The sequence below is a fragment of the Vibrio minamisatsumaniensis genome (assembly GCF_050337445.1).
Lineage (GTDB): Bacteria > Pseudomonadota > Gammaproteobacteria > Enterobacterales > Vibrionaceae > Vibrio > Vibrio artabrorum.
Genome location: NZ_JAKJSY010000044.1, coordinates 14,317 through 38,450, shown reverse-complemented (window position 1 = coordinate 38,450; position 24,134 = coordinate 14,317). Strand labels below are relative to the sequence as shown.

Here is a 24,134-nt window from a genome sequence, read left to right as displayed (position 1 = left end):
GTTTAGGATATAATTATGAAATGTTTTAGCTTAGGTATTATTGGCAACTTTTCAGGACACCTTTCTGGTGCTGAAAAAGTAGCCGAATCAAACCTTCCAAATGGTGTGTTTGTTGTTAACGGCCTAACCGAGCGCACTATTTCTACTGGTGAGAAAATCGCCTTCCCACCACACGGTACTAACATCCAATCTGAGCCAGAATTCGTAGTAAAATTCGAGGTTGAGTATGCAGATAACAAAGTTGCCAAGTTCACACCAAACGCTATAACTGTGGGTAACGACATGACCATTCGTAAGCTTGAAGGCGCACAGAAGATTGCCGAGCGTAAGACGTGGGGAGAGGCATCTAAAGGCTTAGCAACACACTGGTGGCAGATCAGCAAGCTCGAAAAATTCACCGCTGAGTACAAGCTTATCTCTATCATCAAGCGTGACGGGGAGTATCTAGATTACACCCCAATTGCGGATCCATCTGAGCTAAAAATCTTTTACACAGAGATGTGCGATTGGCTAACAGAGACAGTAAACAACCAGCAATCAGAAGGTATTCTTCGTGAAATCCTTCCTCAACTTGAAGCTGCCGGTTACCCGGAAGAAATCGTCGTATTCTGCGGCGCCCCAAACTATACCACTTGGGGCGAAACGAACTTCATCGAACCAAATGATGAAATCTCTATCGCTCTAATTAATAGCAAACAAACATCTGTAGATATTATTAGCGACAAGATTAAATCAAATGCACTTGTTAATGATGATTTCGTCATTTCATACACACAACAAGTCGTTTAACTTTTTACCCTTTTTTGAATTTTCCCTCTTTGCCGGTGAGAGCCGGATTTTTTTCAATCATGTAATAAATAAAAAGCGGATTAAATTCATAAAATTCATTATCAACATTAAAGGCTGGTATATACCCTACTCTAATCAAACTTTAACTTTGATATAGAGATTAAATTAACCCAACTTTAATCAAACGGACAGAAACATGCTCGATACAATAATTGAACTACTTAAAGATGCCTCTATCCTCGTATCTTTATTCACACTGGTTGGCTGCCTAATTCAGGGGAAAAGTGCCAACGATACTATCGTTTCGGTAACCAAAACCTTCATCGGTTTCATCCTGTTATTTGCCGCGGCAAAATTGATGATCTCTCCTTCTTTAAAAGAGTTCTCTAAGATCTTCATGATGGCTTTCCATGTGGAAGGTATCGTACCAAACAACGAAGTCATCATCGTTGAAGCGATTGTACAACTTGGTCGTGAATTCGGCTCAGCCATCGCCTTTGGTCTTATCGGTGCAATGGCATTAAACCTAATTTTTGCACGCCTTACCCCATTGAAATACGTTGTACTTTCCGGTCACCACGTATTCTTTATGGTCTCTTGTCTTGCGCTTATTTCAATATTACACGGCTTTAGTATTACTCAATCTGCGATAATCGGTGCAGTAATTACCGGGGCATGGTGTGTTATCAGTCCATCTCTATTGGTTGGCTACTGTCGCAAAATCAAAGATTGTGATCCACTTCGTGCCAATGGTGACTTCTCAATCGGTCAATTTGGCTCAACCAGCTATATGCTTGCGGGCTTTCTTGGCGACAAATTTGGTAACAAGGAAAATGATATCGAGCAGATGACAATGCCAACCGCTATCAGCTTCCTAGCAGACAAAAACACGTCAAACTTCATCGTAATGCTAGCGTTCTTCCTTATATCGAGTGCGGTAGCAGGTTTTGACAACGTACAGATCCTCGCCAACGCTAGCGCTAAACACGGTCACGAAAACGTATTTCTTTTCCTTCTAAAGCAGTCGGGTTACTTCGCAGGTGGTGTATTCACGCTAACCAAAGGTGTACATATGTTCGTTGAAGAGTTAATCCCTGCATTTAAAGGGATTTCAGACAAGCTAATCAAGAATGGGGTTCCTGCTGTTGAAATCTACAGCTTATTCCCATACTCGAAGAACGCGGTATTTGTAGGCTTTATCTGCTGCACCATGGCAGGGTTTGTGGCGATGGTTTCTTTGCCTCTATTTGGTCTACCAGTGATTGTTCCTTCACTACTCTTCACTTTCGCAAGTGGTGGTGGCGCAGGCATTATCGGTAACGCTACCGGTGGTGTACGCGGTTGTGTCTTGGGCTCATTGGCATGTGGTTTCATCTCTATCATCGGCTCTGGCATCGTATTCCAGCCTATTCATGATGCAGGTGTTACAGCTCCAACGACTTACTCAACTACAGACTTCTCAATTCTTGGTGAAGGTCTACACCTAGTTCTATCGCTATTTAGCTAATCCACAGTTTTATATTATTTGAGGTTATCCATGTATCAAGGATATTTAGAAAAAATCGCACAGCGTAAAGCGCTTGGAGCGGCAGCCCCTAGCTTGACCGTTTCTGAAGTTGAACATTTCTTGCAAGCTTTAGCGCAAGGTAATACTAAGCAACAAGACAAACACTTGCTTGAACTCATTACCCATATGACCCCATGTGGTGTTGATGACGCAGCTCGCGTCAAAGCGGAATATCTGTGGAAGTTCGCGACTGGAGAGAGCAACAGCCCTCTTCTAACCTCAGAAAAAGCAATAGACCTGCTCGGCACCATGCAAGGTGGTTACAATGTTGGCTACCTTATTCAAGCTCTAGAGCTTGACGCAATCGCAAACTTTGCTGCTAAGGCGCTTAAGCACATAGTAATGATCTATGACGAGTTTACCAAGGTTGCTAAGCTTGCCAGCATGGGCAATATATTGGCACAACAAGTCATTGAGTCTTGGGCTGAGGCAGAATGGTTTCAAGCGCGTCCAGCGATAGCCGATACCATCGAAATGAGCGTATTTAGAGTTGATGGAGAAACCAATACCGATGACTTGTCACCGGCTCAAGATGCCTTTACCCGACCAGACATCCCATTGCATGCTCAAGCTATGTACAAGAATGCGCGCAAGGGGATTCACCCTGATGAAGATGGTGTAGTTGGTTGCATTACACAAATCAATCAAGCTAAATCCCAACCACGACCGATTGCTTTTGTCGGTGATGTTGTAGGTACAGGTTCTAGCCGTAAATCAGCAGCAAACTCGCTTATCTGGCACTTCGGTGAAGACATTCCATTTGTTCCGAACAAGCGCACCGGGGGCGTAGTTCTCGCTAACAACATTGCTCCGATTTTCTTCGCAACCCTAGAAGACTCTGGCGCACTACCGATTCAGTGTGACGTAAGCAAGATTCAACACGGTGAAACCATCATAATTCACCCCCATGCAGGCAAGATAGAAAACGCCGATAATCAGGTAATTTCTGAGTTCACCCTTAAGTATGGCCTGCTCAACGAGGTTCGGGCGGGCGGCCGAATTCCTTACCTTATCGGACGCCGTATTACTCAGACCGCGCGTGAATATTTGGGTAAACCTCAATTAGAGATCTTCCTTGATGAAACAGCGACAGCACCTAGCCATGGCTATACCCTAGCGCAAAAAATGGTAGGTAAAGCATGTGGTGTTGAAGGCGTTCTTCCTGACCAATTCTGTGAACCCAAAACCACAACGGTAGGCTCGCAAGATACTACAGGCGGTATGACTCGCGATGAGATAAAAGATCTGGCATGTCTGTCATTCTCTGCACCGCTAGTTATGCAGTCCTTCTGTCATACCGCTGCATATCCAAAACCTGTGGATGTCGCACTACACCAAAACCTGCCGGAGTTTTTTGAAAGCCGCCGCGGCGTAGCACTTCGTCCGGGCGACGGTGTAATTCACTCTTGGTTAAACCGTATGTTAGTACCGGATACCGTTGGTACAGGTGGCGACTCTCATACTCGATTCCCAGTAGGCATTTCGTTCCCAGCAGGCTCTGGTCTTGTCGCCTACGCGGCAGCAACCGGCACTATGCCTTTGACTATGCCTGAATCAGTATTAGTACGCTTTAAAGGTAAAATGCAGCCAGGTATTACACTGCGCGATCTTGTGCATTCGATTCCACTAAAAGCCATTGAACTTGGCCTACTCAATACCGATTCGTCAAACAAGAAAAACGTATTTAATGGCCGCATCATTGAAATTGAAGGATTGGATCACCTAACCGTTGACCAAGCCTTTGAACTAACCGATGCCAGTGCCGAGCGTTCAGCCGCAGCTTGTACTATCAAGCTAAACATCGAGAAGGTAATCACTCACGCGAAATCTAATGTGGCAATGCTGGAGTGGATGATCCGTGAAGGCTATGGTCATGCGGAAACGCTAGCGGGACGTGTACAAGACATTCAAGCATGGTTAGCAAAACCATCTCTACTACAAGCGGATGCAGACGCACAATATGCTGAAGTTATTGAAATCGATTTAGCCGAAATCACTGAACCAGTAGTATGTTGTCCAAACGACCCCGACAAAGCCGCACGACTAAGCGATGTTGCGGGTACCGACGTAGATGAAGCCTTTATCGGCTCGTGCATGACCAATATCGGTCACTTCCGCGCCAGCTCGGCTATCTTAGATAAATTTGCCAGCGAGCGAACTAAAGCAAAATTATGGCTTGCTCCACCAACCAAAATGGACGACCGTAAGCTAACTGAAGAAGGTATAAAATCAAGCTATGCTCGCGCAGGGGCACAGATTGAAATCCCTGGCTGCTCACTATGCATGGGTAACCAAGCACGTGTTGCAACTGGCTGCACCGCAGTATCGACTTCAACCCGAAACTTCCCTAACCGCCTTGGTCAAGGTGCAAATGTATACCTTGCATCGGCAGAGTTAGCGACCGTGGTATCAATTATGGGCCGCTTCCCAACCGTGGAAGAGTACTTTGAGTTTACTAAAGAGTCACTCAGCAACGACCTATATCAATACCTACAGTTTGACTCAATGCATGAATATACACCAAGCATTGATGTGAAAAACGTAGATTAAGAGCCCCACCCTCCCCGCGAAGGCGGGGAGCAGTAAATAACCCTTCAGGTTCTATCGCCCTTGTTCCTATGTCCCACACCATCCGTCATATATGGATACACCTGGTTTACAAGTCATTTGACCGATAGGGTCGCAGACGATCATTGGGGCAGATTAACCGCTTACTTTTTCTATACCAACTAGGTTTTATGTTCACTAGACATTCGGTGTAACAAGGCTTGCAACAGGAAAGATAAAGCAAAAAGACGACACCCTCACTCATACCTATTTCGCTATTTTATTGCTTATAAAACAGCCAGACCAAAATATGTGAGACGAGTCCTTCAATTAGCAAATTTGATAACAATTTAGACTGTTTTTTAGTCTTTACTTGGCCAAAGATGGGATAATTCTCCTGTCGAAAATGAGACTTCATTAGGAGGCGTTATGAACACTAAACTCGGTCATGTCATGTCATCAAGTCGACTCATTTGCTTTGTCGCTTTTCTTGCTGCCACGTTCGCGTGGATCCTAAAAATGCCCGCTCTGTTTTCTGTGTCAGCGCTATTCTTACTGGTCAGTGCGATCGTTTATCTCACCGATCTTTGGAAGAATCAAAGAAACAACCGCGAAGCTTAGCCATTTACAGCTTAAATCGAACAAATTAAAAAAGGAGCTCATAGGCTCCTTTTGTGTTTTTCGCTTGTCTAATTAGGCGTATTAATTATGCGACGCCATTATTTTTTAACGACGAAAGTTTCGACCGTTGCCGCCGCGGCGCTCTTTGAATGCAGATGCCGCTTTAGCTTGAGAAGCGTGGATAGACTCAACCGTTAATTCCATTGGCTCACGTGGCTCTAGCCCGTGGCGGAATGTACGTGAACGCGGCGGCATCTGGTATTCAATGTCCGATGCTTTAGGCATGCGCTTGAAACGGTAAAGGTAGAAGTTTTCAACCTTCTCACGAGCCCATTCGGTTTTCTTCAGGTATTTAACTGCACTGGCCACTGTAGGTTTAGTGTTAAAGCAGTTCATACGCATTGCCGCATCTAAAATTTCCCAACCATAATGATCCACTAATTCAGTGATCATGGTTTCAAGCTTTAAGCCGTGTAGCGGGTTATTTTGTTGTAGTTCGATTCTTTCTTCTTCAGTCATAACATTACCTTTTTCAAGGCAACTAAAGGCCTTGAATTTACTCTAGAACACCATCATCACTGACCATTTCTAGCTCAATCACTTGGGCATTTCATCCATTGCCCTTATTTATGCCTTTATGATGGCATAAAGCATGTGAGTTATCCTATTTATCTTTTCATTTAATTGCAAAATGGTCATGAAATCTTGCCCTTTTAGCCAGTCGATTCTTCAGTTTATTCAACGAAAGAAGGTAACGTTCACAAAAGTGATAATTGTGTTATTAAATAACTATTTACCTAGTGATGACATTTCCATTTTATCAGTACGCTATGCTACTTTTCAATTGATACCGACACAAAAAAATAACACGAGCAAACAATAATAAAAATAAAGGATACAAGATGTTTGACCATTCTCAACTCAATAGAGTCGCCGCTCAAGATAAAGACATTATTGACATCGTAGATGATCTTTTCCGACTCGCTTGTGAGTATCACCCCAGCCTATCTCGACTTTCGGTCGTACTCTGCCATGAGAGTAAAGTTTCAAATTATTTCGTTGCGGATACCCTTTCCGATAAAATAAAAAATACCTATACAGAACAAAACCTTAAAGCTACATGCTCGTTATCTCGAATCGCAGAATCTTTAGAAAATCGAATTGTGAATGACCTTAATTCACTACCACCAACAAAACCAATATTGGGCTTGTTGGAACTTGGTCACAAGAGCAGTTATACAGCACCTATCCACTACCAAAATAAGAATTTTGGGTTTGTTTTTATCAATGCATCGTCTACCGAATTCTTTTCTAATCAATTGGTTTTATGTGATATTGCTTACTTAGCTCAGCTGGTTTCAACCCTATTTATTCAATTAATCGAACGACAGCGTCACTTTCAATGTTCATTAACCATAGCGCTGAACATTGGTCATGCACGTGACCCTGAAACCAAAGAGCACTTGATTCGTATGGGTAAATACAGCGAGCAACTGGCCCGGACGATGTCTCACAGCAACAATGAAATCTCCCCTCAATTCATCCATCGGATTCGCTTATACGCACCTTTTCATGACATAGGAAAGTACCGAATTCCAGACAAGATTTTGTTCAGCACAGGTCGCTTCACTGCAGAAGAGCGAGCCATCATGAACAATCACACTTTATATGGTGAAGAGATGATCAACGATGTACTCTCCCTATTTCACGACAACTCACTGTGTTGTGAGGAAGCACAATTCATTAAGAATATCGTGCGTCATCACCACGAACGTTTTGATGGTAAAGGGCTGCCCGATGGTTTAAGCAAAACTGAAATACCGCTAGAAGCACGAATCGTAACGCTGGCTGATGTGTTCGATGCTCTAATCAGTAAGCGAGTGTACAAACGAGCCTGGTCACCTGATGAGGTGATGAGATACATTGAAACGCACAACGGTTCGATGTTCGACCCAGAATGTGTCGAGGCGTTAAAACAAAACCTAGATGACTTCATGTCGATACGAGAGCAGTACCGAGATGTACAAAGTCCACAAGCTGCATTCGCGTAACGGGTTGTATTAAATTTGATTTACATCACTCTCTTGCAGAGCTAACAAAAAAGGATGCCAATCGGCATCCTTTTGTTTTCGAGTTTATAGCTGAAAGAACAAATGTGCTCTCAACGGATTCTAACTAACGATTACACGTCGTAAGTAGTAGACGCTGTGTCGCCGCCTGTACCCGTCCAGTTTGTGTGGAAGAATTCACCACGTGGACGGTCTGTACGCTCGTAAGTGTGAGCACCGAAGTAGTCACGCTGAGCTTGAAGCAGGTTCGCGGGTAGACGTGCAGTTGTGTAACCGTCTAGGAAAGATAGCGCAGAAATCGTACATGGCATTGGGATACCAGACTCTAGAGATTTCGCTGCTACTTTACGCCATGCCACTAGGCTGCCTTGTAGGATGTTTTTGAAGTACTCGTCAGAACCTAGGAACGCGATGTCTGGGTTTGCTTCGTACGCATCACGGATGTTGCCTAGGAATGCGCTGCGGATGATACAACCACCACGCCACATTAGCGCTACGTTACCGTAGTTTAGGTCCCAGCCGTTTTCGTTCGACGCTTCACGCATTAGCATGAAACCTTGAGCGTAAGAGATGATCTTAGAAGCCAGTAGAGCTTGACGTAGTGCATCAACCCACTCTTGCTTGTCACCTTCAACTGGAGTGATTATCTTCTCAAACAAAGCTTCAGCTTCAACACGTTGGTCTTTAAGAGCAGACAGGCAACGAGAGAATACAGACTCAGAGATTAGAGTCAGTGGGATACCTAGGTCTAGTGCGTTGATACCCGTCCACTTACCCGTACCTTTTTGTCCTGCCGTGTCTAGGATCTTCTCAACGAGCGCTTCGCCGTCTTCATCTTTGTAGCCAAGGATGTCAGCCGTGATTTCAACTAGGTAGCTGTCTAGCTCAGTCTTGTTCCAGTCAGCGAATACCGCTTGCATCTCGTCAGCAGACATACCTAGGCCATCTTTCATGAACTGGTATGCTTCAGTGATAAGCTGCATGTCACCGTATTCGATACCGTTGTGTACCATCTTAACGAAGTGACCAGCACCGTCGTTACCAACCCAGTCACAACAAGGCTCACCCGCGTCAGTTTTTGCAGAGATACCTTGGAAGATTGGCTTAACCGCTTCCCAAGCTTCAGCCGCCCCGCCTGGCATGATTGAAGGACCGAAACGAGCACCTTCTTCACCACCAGATACACCAGTACCGATGAAGTGGATGCCTTTCTCACGACAATGCGCTACACGACGGTTAGTGTCTGGGTAGTTAGTGTTACCTCCATCAATGATGATGTCGCCTTCGTCTAGAAGCGGGATTAGGTTTTCGATGAACGTGTCTACAACGTCACCAGCACGAACCATAAGCATCACTTTACGTGGCGCTTCTAGTTTCTCAACCAGATCTTCTAGAGAGTAAGCACCAACAATGTTAGTCCCTTTAGCTGGGCCTTCTAGGAACTCGTCTACTTTAGCAGCAGTACGGTTATGAGCCACAACTTTGAAGCCGTGGTCGTTCATATTTAGGATAAGGTTTTGACCCATTACTGCTAGGCCAATTACACCGATATCACCTTTCATTATTTTATCTCCTTGCGGCTATTCGCACTTATGCGATAGCACTTGCTGCATTTGAATCTAGGAACCACTCTGTTTCGCCAGTTTGAGACTGGATTTTCGCTGCCGGGTAAGGCAGTTCTGAAGCAGGAGTTGTATGAATTTCTTTAACGATCTCAACTTTACCTGCACCCAGTACTAGGTAGCTGATTCGTTTTGCTGCTTCTAAAACTTTCGCTGTTTTAGAAACACGGATTTGACGAGACTCAGGGTGAGAAGCTAATACCGATAGGTTCTCATCTTGGTAGTTGGTTGCACCCGGGAATAGTGAAGCTGTGTGGCCGTCTGCGCCAACACCAAGCAGAATCCAATCGAATACAGGCGTGCCGTTTTCTGTTGGGATTACGTCTGCCATCTCTTTTGCGAAACGCTCTGCTTCTGCTTTTGGTTCATCTTCACCACGGATGCGGTGGATGTTTTCAGCAGGAAGGTTTACTTGAGTAAACTCTTTTAGTTTCGAAAATAAGAATGCATTCGCTTCACCGAAGTTACTTTCAGCGTCGTCTGGTGCAACGCAACGTTCGTCGCCCCACCAGAAGTGAAGGTTATTCCATTGAATACCTTCGGCGTAAGGCGCCTGTGCTAAAAGCTTGAAAAGCATTTTTGGCGTGCTGCCACCAGACAGTGAAATGTGAACAGGTTTGCCCTGCTCGCTGTATGCTTTCATTTCATTTGCTAGGTTTTCAACAACCAGTTCAGGCGTTGCAAAGATCTTGTGATTGATCATAGTTCGCAGTAATCCGTATCTGTTAAGTTTTTGCATGGGAAACGCCATGCGCGGCCATCACGTTGCAGAAGTTCATCCGCTTCCTGTGGGCCCCAAGTACCACAAGCATAGCCAAACAGTGCTTGAGGATCTTGCTTGACGTCTAAGATTGGTTGAACGTACTTCCAACAGGCTTCTACCGCATCGGTACGTGCAAACAGCGTTGCATCACCGTTCAGTGCATCAAGAAGAAGACGCTCATAAGCCGTCAGCATCTGAGTTTCAGGCAAATCAGAGTAAGAGAAGTTCATTTTCACTTCTTTTGCTTTGAAGCCTGCGCCTGGCTCTTTCAAACCAAAGCTCATCTGAATACCTTCATCTGGTTGGATACGGATAATCAGCTTGTTCTCTGGTGCATCTTGACCAAATACTGGGTGTGGTGTGTTCTTAAAGTGAATCACGATTTCAGTCACACGTGTTGGTAAGCGTTTACCCGTACGTACGTAGAAAGGAACACCATTCCAACGCCAGTTATTGATGTGCGCTTTCAAGCCGATGTAAGTCTCGGTACGAGAATCATCCGCTACACCATGCTCTTCACGGTAACCGAGTAGGTGCTGACCACGAACATCTGATGCTGTGTACTGACCTAATACTAAGTCTTTACGTAGATCATCTTCTTCTAATGGTTTCAGACACTGAAGCACTTTAACCACTTCATCACGAATAGAATCCGCGTTAATTTGTGCAGGCGGCTCCATACCCACCATTGCTAACACTTGTAGCAGGTGGTTTTGGAACATGTCGCGAACTGCGCCAGAACCGTCGTAGTATCCGCCACGCTCTTCAACGCCAAGGAACTCAGCACCTGTGATTTCAACGTAATCAATGAAGTTACGGTTCCACAGTGGTTCAAACATCGCGTTTGAGAAACGAAGCACTAGAAGGTTTTGAACCGTCTCTTTACCAAGGTAATGGTCGATACGGTAGATCTGGTGTTCTTGGAAGTGATGATGGATCTCTTCATCCAACGCTTGAGCTGATGCTAAGTCGTAACCAAATGGCTTCTCGATGATCAGACGACGCCAGCCGTTCGATTCATCGTTAAGGCCATGCGCAGCAAGGTTTGCTGGAATCACACCGTATAGGCTTGGCGGGGTTGCCAAGTAGAACAGAGTGTTATGGTTTTCGAATTGGTAGTCTTGCTCAAGCTTGTCTAGACGTTGTGCTAAACGAGCATAGTCGTCTACATCTGAAGTGTTGATCGCTTGGTAATGCAGATGTTCAATGAATGCATTCAGCGTCTCAGGTTCAGTTTTTTCCATTTCCAGAAGAGACTTCTTCAGCTTCTCACGGTAAGACTCATCGCTGTACTCAGTACGGCTCACTCCAAGAATCGCAAAGGATTCTGGTAGTTGATTGCTAGCATACAAGTGGTATAGAGCAGGAATTAACTTGCGGTAAGTTAGATCTCCCGACGCACCAAAAATAACGATGCTGCTGTTTTCAGGTATTACCATCATCTTTCCTATAAAAACAAGGTTTTTAGTATTCGCCAAAGGTATCAGCGACATACGAAAATAGATAATAGGTCTTAACTATTACATCAATAGTAAGCGCCTATTAAATTTGAGAATGCGTTTGGTAAACGAGGGTGAAAACTATCACCTCTATTCAGGACCGTATTGTCTATGACTATTTGATTTACATCAACCTATGTAGAAGCAATCGATTAAATATTAACTTGCTGCGAACAAATTATAGCCATTGTAAAGTTAAAAAAGTCAGAGGGGGTACGAAACAAGCACTGGTAAGCTTCGTCATAAAAATAGAATGGCATCTGGTCGATGGAGTGAACAGAGAGAAAGGATACCGAAAATGAAACCCGCTAATTCACCCGTTGTCATCAACCACTCCAAATCGCGTCTTACTGTTACGAAATTTACTGAGTTTCTTCAGATAGAACATAGAGCACATTATTAGAATCCATCGCCCCTCATGCTAGACGAACAATGTTAACAGCAAGTTAACTGCAGGGGTTTTCTTGGTACGCGAATTTGTGACTGTGACTCAACTAAATAATTGAGCAAATGGCTAATTGATGACTCTTATACGCTGTTCAGACAAATCAACCGTTCACTTTTAGAACGAGTTAACTTAAAAAACCAAAATAAACGAGTAAATATTGAGCTAGATCACTCAGGTTTTAGGTGTTTTTAGATTGTTTAAAATAAATACAATTATAATGGTTGCATATGAAGAAATTTCTTACTGTAAAGCCAGAAGTCATGATTTTCAGACTGCGCTTTAAATAGAAATTTAAATTAACAAAAAAGAAACACAATTTTACTCACTGGACGCTTCGATACCTAAAAGTTGCACGCTAGCCGCGACGAATGTTGAATAAACAGGTTTACTATCCAACCTCATGACACATCCCTAATTTACAAAATAGGCTAGCTGACAACTCAGAGGCGCCTGATCAAGGCTGTACCCAATAATAGAATATTGATGGGTAATAAATGTCGATCAGTAGCGACGTCCAATAGAAACAGGATAAAAAACATAACGTATCAACATTGTTGAAAAGGAAACCAGACAATGAAACGCGATAACTTTGGAATTTGTCTTACTAAGACGATGCTGTTCAACCACTTACACTCGACTTTTACTCACGTAAGAGCTTATGAGAGAGAAGGCACCTCCCCTCTTGATCTCAAGGTATTGCTAGCATTTCCACAAATGTCAGGAAGAGATTTATTACAAACGATGCAAGGTTCAAGACAATTGGTGTGGCGCGCCGATCACCATTGTCCTAGCTTTAAGTAAGCCTCTTGATTCATTTTGTAAAACATTTCTATACTGAACTTATAGAGCACGCTTCTGCGTGCTTTTTAAGTTTCATTTGTCTTTGAAGCCGCATCACTCACTCTTATTTACACTTGATTAACGAGTTATGAGACTTCCTCCAAGTGTGAGACAATCTAATCAAGACAAATGACTGTTGCCCTGTTAACATTAGAGTTAATACTCTAATTGGTATTTAATGCAGATGATCAAACCAAAATTCCGACACTTTGCGCTCACCAGCATGCTTCTCAGCGTCATGAGTTCGCCAGGCTATGCAGCCCCGATCACTTTTTCTGAAGCGTGGCAAATATTACAAAAAAACAACAACTCACTTGCAGCTCAACAAGCCAATGTTGAACGTTATCAACACCTTCAGAAATCAACAAATAGCCTTAACCTCCCTTCGATCACTTTAGGGGCAAACTACACGCACCTTGATGATGATGTGACCATCAATGGTGAACAGTTTAGTGACAGCCTGAGTGGACTGCTATTTCCAATACCACCAGCATTTGCAGGCTTACTTGGCGGTGTGACCTCGACCATTACCGAACAAGATATCTTTAGCTCTTCCATTCGCGCGGTGTGGCCTATCTTTACTGGTGGTCGCATTAGCGCTGCGCAAAATGCCGCAGAAGGTAAAAGCGAAGAAGCGCAAAGCCAATTTCTGATGGAGAAGCAAGCTCGCTACGAAGACTTAAGTAAATATTACTTCTCCGTGATTTTAGCGGAAGACGTCGTGAAAACACGTCAAGCGGTTGAAACAGGCTTAACTCAGCACCGTGATTTTGCCATCAAGCTTGAACAACAAGGGCAAATCGCACGAGTAGAACGCCTGCAAGCCGAAGCATCCCTCGATAAAGCCATTGTCGAACACAGGAAAGCGGAGAATGACCTTAAAATTGCTCAACTCGCTTTGACCCAAATACTTGGTCAAAGCCAACGTGTTGAGCCTGCTGAACATTTGTTTATCAACAAGAACCTACCCGATATGGATGTGTTCATTGATCAAACCCTCATGACCTACCCCGGCCTTAAGATCCTTGATGCAAAAGAGAAACAAGCCAGCAGCTTAATTAAAGCCGAGAAAGGAAAATACTACCCAGAGGTGTACCTTTACGGTGATTACAGCCTCTATGAAGATGACTCTTTAGCCAGCCAAATGAAACCCGATTGGTTGGTTGGTATCGGTGTCAATATACCGCTGCTTGATACATCTGGCCGTACTGGCAAGGTCGCCGCCGCTCATAGTGCAGTTTCACAAGTTAAGTTCCTTAAGTCGCAAGCGAAGCAAGATCTCACTTTATTGGTCCAAAAGACTTACCTTGAAGCCAAGCAAGCGATTGAAGAGGTTCAAGGCCTTAACTCGAGTCTCTCTTTGGCCCAAGAGAACCTATCGCTTCGTAAAAAAGCATTCACTCAAGGGCTTTCTAACTCGTTAGAAGTGGTTGATGCTGAACTCTACCTTGCGAGCATTAAAACACAACAGTCTGCTGCGCAGTTCAAATACCTAATCTCTCTCAACAAGCTTTTAGCGCTCACCAGCGAAATGAATGCTTACTCAAGTTACTTAACGTCTTCCGTTTCGTCTGATTTCGATACAAAAGCAGACACTGATAGCCAGTCAAAAGGATAATCCATGAAACCTATTAAGCCCCTTCTTCTATCTTTAGTTGGTATCGGCATTATTGGCTGGGTCGGCTACAGTTTTTACCAAGCATATCAGCCGCAACCGATTAAATTACAAGGCCAGATCGACGCTCAGCAATACACTATCTCTTCAAAAGTTCCCGGACGAATAGACCAAGTATTTGTACGTAAGGGAGATTCTGTAGAAAAAGGCGAATTGATCTTCTCTCTTCTTAGCCCTGAAATTGATGCAAAACTAGAACAAGCAAAGGCGGGGCAAAAAGCCGCGGGAGCATTGGCAAAACAAGCTGAGAATGGCGCTCGTACTCAGCAAATCCAAGCCGCTAAAGATCAATGGTTAAAAGCCAAAGCTGCCGCCAACCTAATGAATAAAACCTACCAACGCGTGAATAACCTCTATAACGATGGCGTCGTTGCAGAACAGAAACGTGACGAGGCCAAAACACAATGGCAAGCGGCGAAATACACAGAAAGTGCCGCCTTCCAAATGTACCAATTAGCACAAGAAGGTGCTCGCGATGAAACCAAAGTGGCGGCGACTCAAAAAGCACGCATGGCAGCCGGCGCAGTAGCGGAAGTTGAAGCTTATGCAAAAGACACACAGATCCACAGTTGGTTTAATGGTGAAGTTTCTCAAGTACTATTAAGCAGCGGTGAGCTCGCACCACAAGGATTCCCTGTGGTTACTGTTATTGACACCAACGATGCGTGGGCTGTGCTCAATGTTCGCGAAGACATGTTGAAACACTTCAAGAAAGGCACTCAGTTTGAGGCTTACCTTCCTGCACTAGACAAATCGCTGACCTTTGCAGTGACTCATATTGCTGTAATGGGTAATTTTGCCACTTGGCGTTCAACAGATGCCGCTCAAGGTTTTGATTTACGCACGTTTGAAGTAGAAGCTCGCCCTATTGATACCGACGAGACATTACGAATGGGTATGAGCCTTGTGGTTGAGCTTTAGGTGAGTTATGTCGACTAACTCTCACACACAAGATCGCCGCAACGTAACCAGTGCCTTACTCAGACAATGGGCGATTGTCCGCAAAGACAAGTGGTTGTTATCGTGCTTAACTTGGGTCCCTTTACTTCTTGCAGCGAGTATTTGGCTGATTTTTTCACAAGGCATCGCTCGCGATTTACCGATTGCGGTGGTAGATCTTGAACACAGTCAAATTTCACAACAGTTCACACGCCTTGTTGATGCGTCACCAACGCTGCAAGTGACACAGAGATACAGCTCTGCAAGTGAAGCCGCAAAGGCGATGATTGAGCGTAATATCTATGGCTATGTTGTCATCCCTAAGCACTTTGACCGAGATATCTACTTAGGTTTAAATCCACAAGTCTCTGTGTTCTACAACAGCCAATTTATCCTGATCGGGAAACTGGTGAACTCCGCCTTGTTACACGCCCAAGGCACGTTCAATGCACAAGTTGAAGTGATTAAACAGCTTTCACACGGTAATACCACGATCCAATCCGCATTAGGGCAAGCGGTTACCATACAAAGCCAAATCACACCACTGTTTAACAAGAACACCAGTTACGCGCAGTTCTTGGTATCTGCTGTGATTCCAGCACTCTGGCAGATCATGATCGTCGTTGGCACAATATTGGTTTTAACTGCAAACGTTCGAGCTCGCGGGCTTAAAGCGTGGTTATCAAACTCTCCAATGAAGTCGTTAGTATCAACATTAGCGCCTTATGTTGCGCTATTTTTGATGTTCGGTATTGCGTTTAGCTTCTGGTTCTATCGCCTACTCGACTGGCCATTCAATGGGAGTTTTATGGCATTAACCGTTGCCCAACTATTCACCGTTATCAGTTGTATCATCATGGGGTGTTTGTTTTTCTTCTTGACGCTTGATCCAGCAAGAGCCATGAGTTTTGCAGGTGCCTTCACCGCCCCAAGTTTTGCGTTTATGGGGATAACCTTCCCGGTATCAGACATGAACACAGCCGCTCAGATTTGGCGAAGCTTATTACCTGTCAGTCACTATATCGAAGTCCAGACCGCGCAATCGAGCTATGGTGTAAGTGCAGCACAATCACTCATCAGCCTCACTTCTATGTTGTGGTATGCCGTTCCGGCTTTCATGGTTATATTGTTGATCAAGAAGCACTTAGCACGATTACCACAGCCTGAACAACCAACACCACAAGGAGCCAAACAGTGAGCTTTACTCAACTGCTAAAACAAGAACTGTTCGCGGTTCTTCGCAATCCTGTTGTGCTTCTAACGGTGTTTGGCGGCGTGCTCTTCTATTCATTCTTATACCCACTGCCCTACGCAAATCAAGTGCCTAAACAATTGAAAGCGTCGGTGGTGAACTTGGACAAAAGTAAAAGCAGCTACCAGTTAGAGCGAATGGTAGATGCCACCTCTCAGATCGACTTGGTACGTCGAGATTCAACCATTGAGGACGCCAAGCAAGCGGTTCTTAACCAAGAGATTGGTGGATTCATCGTCATCCCTAAAGATTTCTATAAAGACTTGCTGCTAGGCAAAAGTCCGACACTTTCTTACGCTGGTGATGCTTCTTACTTCTTAGTCTACGGGACCATCGTTGAAGGGCTTGCCAAGGCAGGTGGCACCTTAGCAGCACAAATTAAGGTCAGTCATTTGTTAGTCGAAGGTGTGCCTTTAGAGTCGGCAGCGAAAGGCTACAGTGCATTCAGCTTGAACCTGAAACCAACGTTTAATAGTCGCATGGGCTACATCGATTACGTCGTTCCTGCGGTATTCGTGTTGATCCTGCAACAAACTCTAGCCATGGCATCAGGTTTAGTTGGCGCCACACAAAACGCTCAATCAACGTTTGGTTATTGGAGTAAAACCTCTCCCACAAAACTGATGCTAGCTCGTTGTTGTACCTTAGTCGGCATCTATTATTTTTTATCCATGTATTACTTCGGCGCAAGCTTCTCGATGTATGGGATTAATTTACTCGCTTCAACAACACAGATTTTAACGTTACTGCTGCCCTTCTTATTATCGAGCTGCTTGATTGGGATTTGTATCGGTGAGCTAGTACCAAGAAGAGAGTTAGTTACGGTTGTGGTGTTAATCAGTTCGATGCCGCTCATTTTCTCATCTGGCTTTATCTGGCCCGTTGAAATGATGCCTGAATGGTTAATCTTGTTATCACAACTGTTTCCAAGTACACCCGCAATTCAAGGTTTTTTGGCGCTCAATCAGATGGGAGCGTCTTGGCAAGATGTGGCCTCTCAGTGGACATTGCTATGGGGGCAAGTCGCTTTTTGGGGGGCGTTATTGGCACTTAAACTCTACCAAAAATCAACGAAAGGAACGGTTGGCAATAGTCATGGCAGCAAACATCACGCCCTTAGTTCTAAGTTCTAAGTTCTAAGTTCTAAGTTCTAAGTTCTAAGTATTAGACGTTCCGTACGCTGAAATCATCAAAAAAGCTCTGATAAAGGGCTTTTTTGATATCCTCAAAGCTGAATACATCCTCAGCCTTCATGTGGTTATACTCCGCCAAAACATATCGAATATTCAGCTCAGCAACCTGCCGATAACCCATCACCCTTCCCCTCCTAGGCTCGCCTCTATAACCACAACTGCATATGCCTTTTCCAACTCAAAAGACATCAGCTTATTCCCAAATATGACAAAACCCGAACAATTGTAAAATTATTGTAAAAATTTCTTTGTTGGCATTATTTTTATCTATAGGATTGTCCGTGGGATTTGTTAGCCCGAGCGCCATAGCCTTATTGACGTACATACCAAAAGGATATCCATATAAAGCAACACCCGTAGTTATATTTGTTTCGTTTTTCGACCTAGCTACAGCCGTTTATGTTGCGGTCAAATGAAGTAGATAAACCACCGATATATACAAATTAATGAGAAAAAAAACACAACAGCAACAAACATAATTTATTAAAAAGACAGGGAAAACCATGAAAAACATACGTGAATTATTTTTTGGGTTTATATTATTGTTTAGTTCCAGTGCATTTGCAGAAGAAGGATCATTTAACCAATCTATCAGTAACTTAAGTCAAAATGTTGATGGATTTTTCAACGAATACACAGGTTGGTTCGTTGGGCTGATATTTAAGAGTGTACCGATTGGCGAAGCAAACTTCCCAATCATTGTTGGTTGGCTCTTGCTCGCTGCTATTATCTTCACACTTTATTTTGGCTTTGTTCAATTTAAACGTGTCGGCATGGCGATAGACATTATCAAAGGTAAGTATACCGACCCTAACTCGAAAGAAGATGGCGAAGTTTCTCACTTTCAAGCGTTAACAACCGCACTTTCTGGCACGGTCGGGCTTGGTAACATTGCCGGTGTGGGGGCTGCACTTGCGATTGGTGGTCCTGGCGCGACATTCTGGATGATCTTGTGTGGCCTTCTGGGTATGGCTTCTAAGTTCTGTGAGTGTACCTTAGGTGTAAAATACCGAACTATCCTACCTTCCGGTGTGGTTTCAGGCGGTCCAATGTACTACCTAAGCCAAGGGCTTGGTGAAAGAGGTTTAGGTGGACTGGGCAAAGTGCTCGCGATTGGTTTCGCACTGATGTGTATTTTAGGCGCATTGGGTGGCGGTAACATGTTCCAAGCGAACCAAGCACACGCCATGTTAACTTACGCATTTGATGTCCCTAGTGAATACGGTGTTCTCACTGGACTTGTGCTCGCAAGCTTAGTGTTTTCGGTGATTGTTGGTGGTATGCCTTCGATAGCATCGGTAACGGAAAAAGTGGTTCCTTGGATGGCTGCTCTGTATATCGGTATGGCGCTTATTGTGATCGGTTCTAACCTTGATCAAGTTGGTCCTGCATTCAACGCAATCTTTACCGGTGCATTTACTGGTGAAGGGGTTGTTGGCGGGTTTATTGGTGCGTTAATTCAAGGTCTGAAACGTGCAACATTCTCAAACGAAGCGGGAGTTGGTTCAGCGGCAATCGCTCACTCAGCGGTTAAAACAAAAGAGCCAATCACCGAAGGTCTCGTATCACTATTAGAACCGTTTGTTGATACGGTGATCATTTGTACCATGACCGCACTGGTTATCACTATTGCTGGCTTAAACGTAGGTCCGTTCGATGGTTCTGGTTTAACCGGTGTGACGCTGACTGCCGCCTCCTTTACTGCAACGGCAGAAGTGTTTAAATACACACTCGCTCTCGCCGTCATCATGTTTGCATTTTCTACCATGATCTCTTGGTCATACTATGGGCTTAAGGCTTGGACTTACCTATTTGGTGAAGGCAAAACAACGGAACTGATTTTCAAACTGATGTTCTGTGTGTTTGTTGTTATCGGTGCGACGATTCAATTCGGCGCGGTAATCGACTTCTCTGATGCCGCTATCTTTGCAATGTCTATCTTCAACATTCTTGGTCTTTACTTCTTAATGCCTGTGGTGAAAAAAGAACTGCAATCATTTGTTGCTCGTGTTAAATCAGGTGAAATCAAAACTTACGAGAAATAGGCGTCTCATCAATCACTGATTGACAGTCTTTACTGTTCTAAAAATTTTGAAATCCCCTTTGCTTGAGAAAGCGAGAACAGTCTGCAACATATCTAAAATCCCTACTGGCCATGCTTGTGGGGATTTTTTTACTTCAATCACCAGTATTATGGCTAACCGTTTCGATGCCTAAATAATGTATGCGAAATCATTTAATCGACCACCAGTAACATATGGTTATGGTGATACGTAACTATTCATAAATATCGAAGTAAACAATGAAAAGACCCCAATAGCCAAATAATAAAAAGCACCGCTCCTACGATCCCGATACAACGCAAAACGCCCACATCACCGTGTGTAATGTGGGCGTTGGGCTGTTGATGGTCACACTAACTTAAGGTTGGAAGGCTCTCAGATCATAAACCCATCTCTTCCTCAAGCGCTTTGATTTGTTTGAGATCCATGTTGTGAACCTCAATCATTTGCCTGATATCACTCAGTCGAGAGTTTGCGTTATCTTGCTTTTCACAAGCGTCAGATTTCGAATCCCATGACGTGCCATCTAAGAAAACATCACACGCCGTTTTCAATGAACCCAGCTTTTTATCAAGCTCATCTCTTTCTTTTTTAAGTTTTTCAAGTTCTTGAGATATCTGGAATTCTTTTTGGAAAAGCTCACGTGAGCGCTCAAACAATGTGGACTGCATGTCAACTTGACGTTTCAGTTTCTTATTGTCTTGATCGGTTTTTTCTAACGTTTGCTTTTGTTCATTGAGTTGCTGCTCTAGCGACAAGTTCACTTTCTCTAATACCGCAGACTGTTTAGCGAGATCTTGGAGCTCTTTTTGATGCTTTTCTGTTTGCTGCAATAATGCAGCTTCTACTTTCCCATCAATTTCAGTATCAACATTCGCCACTTTCGCTTCAACTGATGACACCAATTGTGTTTTGCTGTCACTTAACTCTTGATACCGTGTTTCGAGTACCTGATAAGTCGACTCCCACTTCGAAGCCGTGACTGTAGAACCGATTAAACCGCCTAACGCCAAACCTATAACCGCAGCAATACCAATATAGAGCTGACTGCGCTTATCACGTTCTTCAATAACAACCACATCATCTTGTTCACTTTGTTCAGATTGCTGGTTCACTGCGGGTACTCCCCAAAAAATTCATCTAACGTTACACGGTCACTAATTCTAGAAGCTACGTTTAACCTATTGCTTAAGTTAGAAACGCTTAAGCTTGGTTCACTCATTCTATCTACTTATAGATTTAACGAGTTAACTCCAAAATCATCAGGCTGGCAGTATACAAAAGGAAACTACTCACAATCACTATCACTACCCATTTTTGCAATTTTTCGTTTGTCCGGTAACGAAACAGTACAAATGCCAAAGCCAATAAAAAAACAATCGCGATTAATCGAGTCATAACTCCTCCTTGTTTCTTTATTTTATACCATTTAAATAAACAAGTTACGTCAGAGACTCGTTGTTTGATCATTTAGTTGAACAAGATTTACGCAAACAGACATTTTATAGCTGACATCACATTTTATATGATCTAGGATACGCTTGCAGATTACCTAGTTATTTGGGTAATTGTTCCGATGAAGACTGCAGGAGAGTGGTTTTTAACCAAACTTTAACATTTGGTTAGATTGACCCGCCGAAGAAGTAAATCTTTCAGGTGCTTTATGCTGGAGAAATCCAGAAAAGTGAGGACTGTCGTTGGAGGAACCTCTGGAGAGAACCGTACTACTTAGTTGTAGAAATCGGTCGCCGAAGGAGCAAGCTTAGTGCCCGTTACTTATCTATAAGTGATTCGCTAAGTGAAACTCTCAGGCAAAAGGACAGAGGAGTGGAAAGCAACAGCCTTAATTAACAAAAGAATTCTATCCAGAAATCCGTATGTATTAAGTAGTGCTCTCGATCCTTGCGATCGGCACTGCCTTCCCTCTTCTCCTTAAATTTTTAATTTATTAAGGGGAATCTATGAACCACCTACAAGCTACACTACAAACCATCAACCAATTCGTTTGGGGCCCCCCACTGCTTATTTTGCTCGTGGGTACAGGTATCTACTTTACTTTTCGCTTAGGCTTACTTCAATTTAGACACCTTCCAACGGCACTAAAAATGGTGTTCCGCAAAGACAAATCTGGTACGGGTGACGTATCGAGTTTCGCCGCTTTGTGTACAGCACTCTCTGCGACTATTGGTACTGGTAACATCGTTGGTGTCGCGACCGCAATCAAGATGGGTGGCCCAGGCGCCCTATTCTGGATGTGGCTTGCTGCTGTATTTGGGATGGCGACCAAATACGCAGAATGTCTACTTGCTGTTAAATACCGCAGAACCGATAGTAATGGCGAAATGGTTGGCGGCCCTATGTATTACCTGCAATACGGCGTTGGCTCTCGAATCTTAGCCGTCATGTTCGCCGTCTTTGCGCTAGGAGTTGCTTGCTTCGGTATTGGCACCTTCCCACAAGTCAACGCGATCTTAGATGCAACTCAAATCTCATTTGGTGCCTCGCGTGAAATGTCAGCGGTTGTTCTCACGATATTAGTGGCGGTGGTGACAATTGGTGGTATTCAATCTATCGCTAAAGTGGCTGGAAAGGTGGTACCCACTATGGCCATCTTGTACATCATTACATGTTTAAGTGTTTTGGTTTTGAACGCAGACCAATTACTCAATGCTCTCACTCTTGTGGTAACCTCTGCGTTTACTAACACAGCTGCAACAGGTGGTTTCTTTGGCGCTAGCATCATGCTTGCCATTCAATCTGGTATCGCTCGTGGCGTATTCTCGAACGAATCCGGCCTAGGTAGTGCGCCGATAGCAGCCGCAGCGGCCAAAACTGATTCTTGTGTGAGACAAGGCCTGATCTCGATGACAGGTACTTTCTTCGATACCATCATTATCTGTACGATGACTGGTTTAGCGCTAATCTTAACGGGCGCTTGGCAAACGGACCTTTCTGGCGCAGCAATGACTACTCATGCATTCGCTGTTGGTTTGAACGCTGACACCCTTGGCCCTATGTTGGTTTCGGTCGGCCTAATCTTCTTTGCATTTACAACGATTTTAGGTTGGAACTATTATGGTGAGCGCTGCGTTGTGTTCTTGCTCGGTACCAAAGCGGTATTACCTTACAAGATCATCTTCATTGCATTAGTCGCTTCTGGTGCCTTTTTAAAGCTCGACGTGATCTGGATAATAGCCGATATCGTGAATGGCTTAATGGCCATTCCAAACCTTATTGGGCTTATCTTACTACGCCACGTCGTCATCGAAGAAACCAAGCTATTCTTTAAACCTTTAGCTTCTTCAAATCATAGCGAAGCGGTCAAAGCGTAAGCTAAATACAAGACACAACAAAAAGCCCACAATACCGTGGGCTTTCTACGTTTTTAATCACTATAAAATGTCTAACGTAACTCTTAATGGCCTTTGCTTTCTATACCCGCTTTTCCATTAACAGCGTCACACCTAAACCAACCAGCACCATACCGGTCACGCCCTCCATCCATTTCATAAAACTGGCGTTCTTAAGCAAGTTTTTCGCCGAGTTAAGCGCGCCGGCCAAACCACATTGCCACACCATCGCAATCACAAAGTGTACCGACGCCATCAGCATAGACTGCACTAACGGTGAACCTTCTGGATTAACAAACTGAGGTAAAAAGGCCAAATAGAAAACCGCCGTTTTTGGATTGAGCACATTAGATAAAAAGCCTTCACGCAGAGAACGCTTAGCACTGTATGCTCGGTGAACTTGTACGTCGACCTTCATTCCCCCGCCATTTTTCATCAACGCTCGTAAACTGCCTAAACCAAGCCATATCAAATAAACCGCCCCCACCATTTTAACAGCTTGAAAGAGTTCAGCTGATTGAGTAAGCAGCGCAGAAATACCTACAGCAGAGAAAAAGGCATGTACATAAAGGCCGCTGCAAATACCAAAGCTCGTCATACAACCGTCAGCAAAGCCAGATCGGCTGGTATTGCGAATCACCAAGGCGGTATCTAAACCCGGTGTCAGTGTCAAAATAGTGATGGCAATTAGAAATGCCTCAAAGTTTAAAATATCCATATCACCGTCATTCTTATTCAATAATCTATCATCAATACCGTGTATCGAATCAATTCGCAAGCAGCAATTGTCATCTGCTATACAACTCACGAATTTTGTGCACAATGGTTCATTGATACGGGTTAACAACGAGTAAACGACTGACATAACATTGTCTTACGCTGTTTAGGCGATATGTT

At 43.9% G+C, this 24,134-nt stretch carries 18 protein-coding genes and 1 riboswitch; of the genes, 12 read left to right on the top strand and 6 right to left on the bottom strand.

The genetic code is table 11. The features are described 5' to 3' along the window. Positions 1-15: 15 nt before the first annotated feature. The 4 genes from L4B77_RS11455 (at position 16) to L4B77_RS11440 (ending at position 5,524) form a co-directional block, all read left to right on the top strand. On the top strand, positions 16-789 hold the full coding sequence (locus L4B77_RS11455) for a DUF5718 family protein (RefSeq protein ID WP_429750537.1): 774 nt from the start codon (positions 16-18) through the stop codon (positions 787-789). A gap of 196 nt (positions 790-985) precedes the next feature. Continuing rightward, positions 986-2,296, top strand: a complete 1,311-nt coding sequence (locus L4B77_RS11450) for a PTS transporter subunit IIC (protein ID WP_429750535.1) — start codon at positions 986-988, stop codon at positions 2,294-2,296. Between the two features lie 30 nt (positions 2,297-2,326). Beyond that, the gene (locus L4B77_RS11445) at positions 2,327-4,906 is read left to right on the top strand and encodes a bifunctional aconitate hydratase 2/2-methylisocitrate dehydratase (protein ID WP_429750533.1); all 2,580 of its coding nucleotides are present in this window, start codon (positions 2,327-2,329) and stop codon (positions 4,904-4,906) included. 426 nt (positions 4,907-5,332) lie between these two features. Further along, positions 5,333-5,524, top strand: coding sequence for a hypothetical protein (locus L4B77_RS11440; RefSeq protein WP_261839544.1), 192 nt, complete (start codon positions 5,333-5,335; stop codon positions 5,522-5,524). Positions 5,525-5,629: 105 nt separating this feature from the next. Here the strand turns inward: L4B77_RS11440 and L4B77_RS11435 are convergent, their stop codons facing one another. Further along, entirely contained in the window at positions 5,630-6,043 is a 414-nt protein-coding gene (locus tag L4B77_RS11435; protein ID WP_010438513.1) for a VF530 family protein, read from the bottom strand. Between the two features lie 383 nt (positions 6,044-6,426). Between L4B77_RS11435 and L4B77_RS11430 the strand changes: the two genes are divergently transcribed. Continuing rightward, positions 6,427-7,575 carry an HD-GYP domain-containing protein gene (locus L4B77_RS11430; protein WP_429750529.1) on the top strand — a complete coding sequence of 383 codons (1,149 nt, stop codon included), beginning with the start codon at positions 6,427-6,429 and terminating at the stop codon, positions 7,573-7,575. Positions 7,576-7,706: 131 nt separating this feature from the next. Here the strand turns inward: L4B77_RS11430 and gnd are convergent, their stop codons facing one another. From gnd to zwf, 3 genes are read right to left on the bottom strand one after another with little or no spacing between them, the layout of a single operon-like run. Continuing rightward, positions 7,707-9,155 (bottom strand): decarboxylating NADP(+)-dependent phosphogluconate dehydrogenase, encoded by a 1,449-nt coding sequence (gnd, locus tag L4B77_RS11425; protein ID WP_429750527.1) that lies wholly within the window; start codon positions 9,153-9,155, stop codon positions 7,707-7,709. A gap of 28 nt (positions 9,156-9,183) precedes the next feature. Continuing rightward, the gene (gene pgl, locus L4B77_RS11420; protein WP_429750541.1) at positions 9,184-9,918 is read right to left on the bottom strand and encodes a 6-phosphogluconolactonase; all 735 of its coding nucleotides are present in this window, start codon (positions 9,916-9,918) and stop codon (positions 9,184-9,186) included. Then, positions 9,915-11,417 (bottom strand): glucose-6-phosphate dehydrogenase, encoded by a 1,503-nt coding sequence (gene zwf, locus L4B77_RS11415; protein ID WP_429750539.1) that lies wholly within the window; start codon positions 11,415-11,417, stop codon positions 9,915-9,917. The genes pgl and zwf overlap by 4 nt, the downstream gene beginning before the upstream one ends. A 1,081-nt stretch (positions 11,418-12,498) precedes the next feature. Here zwf and L4B77_RS11410 point away from each other — a divergent pair. The 6 genes from L4B77_RS11410 to L4B77_RS11385 all read left to right on the top strand — a co-directional run bounded on the left by L4B77_RS11410 (position 12,499) and on the right by L4B77_RS11385 (position 19,869). Next, complete coding sequence (locus L4B77_RS11410; RefSeq protein ID WP_261839541.1) at positions 12,499-12,726, top strand: hypothetical protein; 228 nt, start codon at positions 12,499-12,501, stop codon at positions 12,724-12,726. Positions 12,727-12,943: 217 nt separating this feature from the next. Next, a complete protein-coding gene (locus tag L4B77_RS11405) occupies positions 12,944-14,383 on the top strand; it encodes a TolC family protein (RefSeq protein WP_429750525.1) in 1,440 nt (479 codons plus the stop codon). 3 nt (positions 14,384-14,386) lie between these two features. Further along, a complete protein-coding gene (locus L4B77_RS11400; RefSeq protein WP_429750523.1) occupies positions 14,387-15,361 on the top strand; it encodes an HlyD family secretion protein in 975 nt (324 codons plus the stop codon). 7 nt (positions 15,362-15,368) lie between these two features. Next, positions 15,369-16,577 carry an ABC transporter permease gene (locus L4B77_RS11395; RefSeq protein WP_261839538.1) on the top strand — a complete coding sequence of 403 codons (1,209 nt, stop codon included), beginning with the start codon at positions 15,369-15,371 and terminating at the stop codon, positions 16,575-16,577. Continuing rightward, positions 16,574-17,764 carry an ABC transporter permease gene (locus L4B77_RS11390; RefSeq protein ID WP_429750521.1) on the top strand — a complete coding sequence of 397 codons (1,191 nt, stop codon included), beginning with the start codon at positions 16,574-16,576 and terminating at the stop codon, positions 17,762-17,764. The genes L4B77_RS11395 and L4B77_RS11390 overlap by 4 nt, the downstream gene beginning before the upstream one ends. A gap of 563 nt (positions 17,765-18,327) precedes the next feature. Beyond that, positions 18,328-19,869, top strand: coding sequence for an alanine/glycine:cation symporter family protein (locus L4B77_RS11385; RefSeq protein WP_261839536.1), 1,542 nt, complete (start codon positions 18,328-18,330; stop codon positions 19,867-19,869). A gap of 398 nt (positions 19,870-20,267) precedes the next feature. On the opposite strand, the gene L4B77_RS11380 is transcribed toward L4B77_RS11385, so the two are convergent. Then, positions 20,268-21,002: a chromosome partitioning protein ParA gene (locus L4B77_RS11380; protein ID WP_429750518.1), complete on the bottom strand. Its 735-nt coding sequence runs from the start codon at positions 21,000-21,002 to the stop codon at positions 20,268-20,270. 584 nt (positions 21,003-21,586) lie between these two features. Beyond that, positions 21,587-21,720: riboswitch (glycine riboswitch) on the top strand. A 128-nt stretch (positions 21,721-21,848) separates the two neighbouring features. Between L4B77_RS11380 and L4B77_RS11375 the strand changes: the two genes are divergently transcribed. Next, positions 21,849-23,219 carry an alanine/glycine:cation symporter family protein gene (locus tag L4B77_RS11375; RefSeq protein WP_261839534.1) on the top strand — a complete coding sequence of 457 codons (1,371 nt, stop codon included), beginning with the start codon at positions 21,849-21,851 and terminating at the stop codon, positions 23,217-23,219. Positions 23,220-23,319: 100 nt separating this feature from the next. On the opposite strand, the gene L4B77_RS11370 is transcribed toward L4B77_RS11375, so the two are convergent. Then, positions 23,320-23,955 (bottom strand): LysE family translocator, encoded by a 636-nt coding sequence (locus L4B77_RS11370; protein WP_261839533.1) that lies wholly within the window; start codon positions 23,953-23,955, stop codon positions 23,320-23,322. Between the last annotated feature and the right edge of the window lie 179 nt (positions 23,956-24,134).

Bases quoted from the DNA above. Each gene is read 5' to 3' on its own strand.
- L4B77_RS11445 (WP_429750533.1), top strand. From the start codon at position 2,327: ATGTATCAAGGATATTTAGAAAAAATCGCACAGCGTAAAGCGCTTGGA.
- L4B77_RS11400 (WP_429750523.1), top strand. From the start codon at position 14,387: ATGAAACCTATTAAGCCCCTTCTTCTATCTTTAGTTGGTATCGGCATT.
- L4B77_RS11440 (WP_261839544.1), top strand. From the start codon at position 5,333: ATGAACACTAAACTCGGTCATGTCATGTCATCAAGTCGACTCATTTGC.
- L4B77_RS11450 (WP_429750535.1), top strand. From the start codon at position 986: ATGCTCGATACAATAATTGAACTACTTAAAGATGCCTCTATCCTCGTA.
- zwf (WP_429750539.1), bottom strand. From the start codon at position 11,417: ATGGTAATACCTGAAAACAGCAGCATCGTTATTTTTGGTGCGTCGGGA.
- L4B77_RS11395 (WP_261839538.1), top strand. From the start codon at position 15,369: ATGTCGACTAACTCTCACACACAAGATCGCCGCAACGTAACCAGTGCC.
- L4B77_RS11435 (WP_010438513.1), bottom strand. From the start codon at position 6,043: ATGACTGAAGAAGAAAGAATCGAACTACAACAAAATAACCCGCTACAC.
- gnd (WP_429750527.1), bottom strand. From the start codon at position 9,155: ATGAAAGGTGATATCGGTGTAATTGGCCTAGCAGTAATGGGTCAAAAC.
- L4B77_RS11405 (WP_429750525.1), top strand. From the start codon at position 12,944: ATGCAGATGATCAAACCAAAATTCCGACACTTTGCGCTCACCAGCATG.
- L4B77_RS11370 (WP_261839533.1), bottom strand. From the start codon at position 23,955: ATGGATATTTTAAACTTTGAGGCATTTCTAATTGCCATCACTATTTTG.
- L4B77_RS11455 (WP_429750537.1), top strand. From the start codon at position 16: ATGAAATGTTTTAGCTTAGGTATTATTGGCAACTTTTCAGGACACCTT.
- L4B77_RS11410 (WP_261839541.1), top strand. From the start codon at position 12,499: ATGAAACGCGATAACTTTGGAATTTGTCTTACTAAGACGATGCTGTTC.
- L4B77_RS11385 (WP_261839536.1), top strand. From the start codon at position 18,328: ATGAAAAACATACGTGAATTATTTTTTGGGTTTATATTATTGTTTAGT.
- L4B77_RS11375 (WP_261839534.1), top strand. From the start codon at position 21,849: ATGAACCACCTACAAGCTACACTACAAACCATCAACCAATTCGTTTGG.
- pgl (WP_429750541.1), bottom strand. From the start codon at position 9,918: ATGATCAATCACAAGATCTTTGCAACGCCTGAACTGGTTGTTGAAAAC.
- L4B77_RS11430 (WP_429750529.1), top strand. From the start codon at position 6,427: ATGTTTGACCATTCTCAACTCAATAGAGTCGCCGCTCAAGATAAAGAC.